Source organism: Bathymodiolus platifrons methanotrophic gill symbiont (assembly GCF_002189065.1).
Classification (GTDB): Bacteria; Pseudomonadota; Gammaproteobacteria; order Methylococcales; family Methylomonadaceae; genus Methyloprofundus.
The window spans coordinates 1-3,798 of record NZ_BDMN01000304.1 but is presented as its reverse complement, the minus strand read 5'-3'; the positions used below and the strand labels follow the sequence as shown (position 1 = coordinate 3,798).

The following is a 3,798-nucleotide window of genomic DNA, read 5'->3' as shown; positions in this document are numbered from 1 at the left end:
ACGATTTTAGCGAGGCCATAGGTTTGATCCAATAATTAACGTCAAAAAAAACAAGGGTTTACCACCATGATCGACATATTACAGGTTAAATATTTGAATAATATCATCGAACAGGATCGTCGATTTATCAAAAAGATAACAAAACCGATGATGGGCTTTAAAGCGTTTCACTTCGCTCAAGCAACCATTGATGGAATTGAAACAGCACATATGATCCGAAAGGGACAATTGTGCTGAGGAAAATATGCCTGCTTATAAGCAGTTTATGGCTTTAGCAGGATAGTTATGCCTGAAGACCAGGAGGTCTGCGCTTTTGATAATTATAGCGACAGAACCCGTAATAGCGACTCCCAGAAATTTTGGGTATAATAGCCCCCGGCTTATAGGCAGATTTTGGGTCGTGTATCGCGACCAGTGAAAAAAATATCCGGACGGATTGCCCCTTAAAAGTTCTCTACAGATTAACTAGAGAATACGTATTACGCATAAGAGTGCCTATAAGCCACTTCAATTTACTATGGATAGTACCTTATGAAAAATCTAAGGGCGCTTAAAGACATTAGAACAAAGCCAGAATTAGCTAAATTATTAGATGTCACCCCCCAAAATCTTACATACACTCTTTACAAAATAGGAAGAAAAAACCTATACATAAGTTTTGATATACCCAAAAGAAATGGAGGAATTCGCACCATATATGCACCAGTTTGTAATCTGAAACTAATACAATCAAGGCTTTCTAATCTGCTACAAGACTGTATTGATGAAATTAATAATAAACCTAATAAGTCCTCAAAACTAGCACATGGTTTTGTTAGAAAGGGTTCAATCATCACTAATGCAAACGTTCATAAAAATCAAAAATATGTACTTAACATTGACCTTAGTAATTTCTTCGATAGTTTTAATTTCGGTCGTGTTAGAGGTTTTTTTATAAAAAATAGAAACTTTGAACTAGACCCTCATATTGCAACAGTATTAGCTAACATAGCTTGCTTCAATAACAAACTACCCCAGGGCAGCCCTTGTTCCCCTGTTATCACCAATTTAATCACCCATTCACTTGATATACGACTTGCATCATTAGCTAAGAAAAATTCATGTAGCTATTCAAGGTATGCAGACGATATAACTATTTCTACTCGAAAAGCGGTTTTCCCTAATCAGATCATGGAGCAACATGAGAATGGAAAATACCTTGCTGGTAAAAAGCTAACTCACGAAATAACACGAGCTGGATTTTCTATAAACGAAAAGAAAACTAGAATCCAACACCAATATTCCAAACAAGATGTCACAGGACTCACGGTTAATAAAAAGCTCAATGTCAAAAAAATATATTGGCGAACAGTCAGATCACAATGTTATCAATTGTTTTGTACAGGGACTTTTTACAAAACAACATATAAAGGCAGAGAGCAAGGCAATATTAATGAATTAGAGGGGCAGTTAAATTTTATTGACCAAGTTGATCACTTCAATCGCATCCGTAAAACGTATAACAAAAATCTTCATAATTCGCATCATAGAAAGATTGGTAATTCTAGAGAGAGACTATTTGGACGTTTTTTGTTCTTTCGTTCCTTCTATGGCAACTCGCAGCCAACAATTCTCTGTGAAGGAAAAACAGATATCATTTACCTAAAGTCAGCCATTAAAATATTGGCGACTGACTTTCCAAACCTTGCAAGGAATAACCCCAAAAAGGGTGGCTATAAGTTATTAATTCGCTTTATAAAAAATTCAAATCGAACTAATTTCTTTATGGATTTACCTAAGGACGGTGGTTATGGATGTTTAGTAACATTCATGAAAAAATTTAATGAAAATAGCCTGGGTTATAAGGCTCCGAGTCCTCAACACCCTGTGATTATAGTAGTAGATAACGATAAAGGATTTGACAACTTTACTACAGCTATTAATCAAACCAAAAAAGAATATTCCCGTAAAAATAAATCCACTATTAACCCGAGTAATCCAACCGAAGAAAAAGATTACCGTAAAAAGGGATTCATTCATGTAATACGTAATTTATACGTTGTATTGACGCCATTAAGAGACGGTGAGAGCGCTTCGGACATAGAAGCTCTTTTTGATGAAGATACCAGACTAAAAAAACACGAAGGAAGGTGCTTTAATACAGTTTTAAATCGAAATGATAAGGATGATTTAAGCAAAAATGCTTTTGCTACTCACATCATTAAAAAGCAGAAAACATCTATTAATTTTAGTAATTTTAAATGCTTATTAAATAGAATTAGTGGCGCTATAGACCACTACGCAGAGAATGGTTCTGTCGCAAAAAGTGTAAAAACCGACTATATCTTAGTTTTATGAGGCTAATGAATAATATTTCATACAGAATAAAACACCGATCATCCTATCGTTAAAATTTCGGCAGATAAGTTGTAAAGTCATATGCCACCTGGCATACAGGTTAATAAGTCCTTAAGAAATACCGCCATTTTAAACTGAACATGTGAATCTTATTTGGATGAGATTAAGCCTTATAATAGACGTTTTTTGTTCTTTCGTTCCTTCTATGGCAACTCGCAGCCAACAATTCTATGTGAAGGAAAAACAGATATAATTCACCTAAAGTCAGCCATTAGAATGTTAGTGACTGACTTTCCAAACCTTGCAAGGGAAAACCCCAAAAATGGTGACTATGAGTTATTAATTAGCTTTATAAAAAAATCAAATCGAACTAAATTCTTTATGGGTTTACCTAAGGACGGTGGTCATGTATGTTTAAAAACATTCGTAAGCAATTTTAATAAAAATAGCCGGGATTATAAGGCTCCGAGTCCTCAATACCCTGTGATTATAGTATTAGATAACGATAAAGGATTTGACGATTTTACTAAAGTTATTAATGCAGCTAAAACCGGCCCCAATGAACTCCAAGAAAAAGATTACCGTAACAAGAAATTCATTCATGTAATACATAATTTATACGTTGTATTGACGCCATTAAACGAGGAGAGAGAGTATTCGGACATAGAATCTCTTTTTGATGATAATACCAGACTAATAAAGCACAATGGAAGGTGCTTTAATACAGTTTCAAATCGAAATGATAACACTGATTTAAGCAAAATAAATTTTGCTAATCACATCATTCATAAGCAAAAAACATCTATTAATTTTAATGGTTTTAAATGCTTATTAAATAGAATTAGGGGTGCTATAGGCCACTACGCGGAGTACAGGCAAGAGCATACGCGCGAGGGAGGCTAAAATTTTATCCCGAATAGCCGTAAAGCCATTTGAGGTAGCCATGACTGAGCTGCTTTGTGCTCAGTCTGTGGCGGACGCAGGGTGGCTGGAGCACCTCCTATTCGCTGCGTAGGTGAACGAATCACGGCGACAGGAGTCCCGGAATTTCGTGAGGTAGCATGGCGCGCCTGGTCACAGCTTGCTGTTGGCTTTTTGAGAATGTAAATTTTATTTTTACCACTGATCGACCTTGCTTCTCACATTGAGTGGGTGCTACCCATAAGAAAGTTGATATATTTCAGCCACAGTCGGGGCAAACGCTGTCAGCCCCGGACGGGATGATAGTCTCCAGAAGGCGCAGGGAAATTTGCCAATCCGAAGTGCGCGATAGCGCGCGAGGGAGGCTAAAATTTTATCCCGAATAGCCGTAGAGCCATTTGTGGTAGCCATGACTGAGCTGCTTTGTGCTCAGTCTGTGGCGGACGCAGGGCGGCTGGAGCATCTCCTATTCGCTGCGTAGGTGAACGAATTACGGCGACAGGAGTCCCGGAATTTCGTGAGGTAGCATGGCGCGCCTAA

The 3,798-nt window shown here is 37.3% G+C and carries 4 protein-coding genes and 1 pseudogene; 4 read left to right on the top strand and 1 reads right to left on the bottom strand.

What is annotated here, in order from left to right:
• Positions 1-66: 66 nt before the first annotated feature.
• From CDZ78_RS15905 to CDZ78_RS22205, 4 genes and pseudogenes are all read left to right on the top strand, one after another.
• Positions 67-283: pseudogene (locus CDZ78_RS15905) on the top strand (DDE-type integrase/transposase/recombinase); the annotation flags it as partial.
• Positions 284-531: 248 nt separating this feature from the next.
• Complete coding sequence (locus tag CDZ78_RS15900; protein ID WP_087870878.1) at positions 532-2,337, top strand: retron Ec67 family RNA-directed DNA polymerase/endonuclease; 1,806 nt, start codon at positions 532-534, stop codon at positions 2,335-2,337.
• A gap of 276 nt (positions 2,338-2,613) precedes the next feature.
• Positions 2,614-3,240: a hypothetical protein gene (locus tag CDZ78_RS22210; RefSeq protein WP_087870877.1), complete on the top strand. Its 627-nt coding sequence runs from the start codon at positions 2,614-2,616 to the stop codon at positions 3,238-3,240.
• 54 nt (positions 3,241-3,294) lie between these two features.
• Positions 3,295-3,444 carry a hypothetical protein gene (locus CDZ78_RS22205; RefSeq protein WP_167374348.1) on the top strand — a complete coding sequence of 50 codons (150 nt, stop codon included), beginning with the start codon at positions 3,295-3,297 and terminating at the stop codon, positions 3,442-3,444.
• A 48-nt stretch (positions 3,445-3,492) separates the two neighbouring features.
• Here the strand turns inward: CDZ78_RS22205 and CDZ78_RS22200 are convergent, their stop codons facing one another.
• A complete protein-coding gene (locus tag CDZ78_RS22200; protein WP_167374347.1) occupies positions 3,493-3,669 on the bottom strand; it encodes a hypothetical protein in 177 nt (58 codons plus the stop codon).
• Positions 3,670-3,798 lie beyond the last annotated feature (129 nt).

Excerpts from the sequence above, each read along its gene's own strand:
- CDZ78_RS15900 (WP_087870878.1), top strand. The coding sequence starts at position 532 with ATGAAAAATCTAAGGGCGCTTAAAGACATTAGAACAAAGCCAGAATTA.
- CDZ78_RS22210 (WP_087870877.1), top strand. The coding sequence starts at position 2,614 with ATGTTAGTGACTGACTTTCCAAACCTTGCAAGGGAAAACCCCAAAAAT.
- CDZ78_RS22200 (WP_167374347.1), bottom strand. The coding sequence starts at position 3,669 with ATGGCTACCACAAATGGCTCTACGGCTATTCGGGATAAAATTTTAGCC.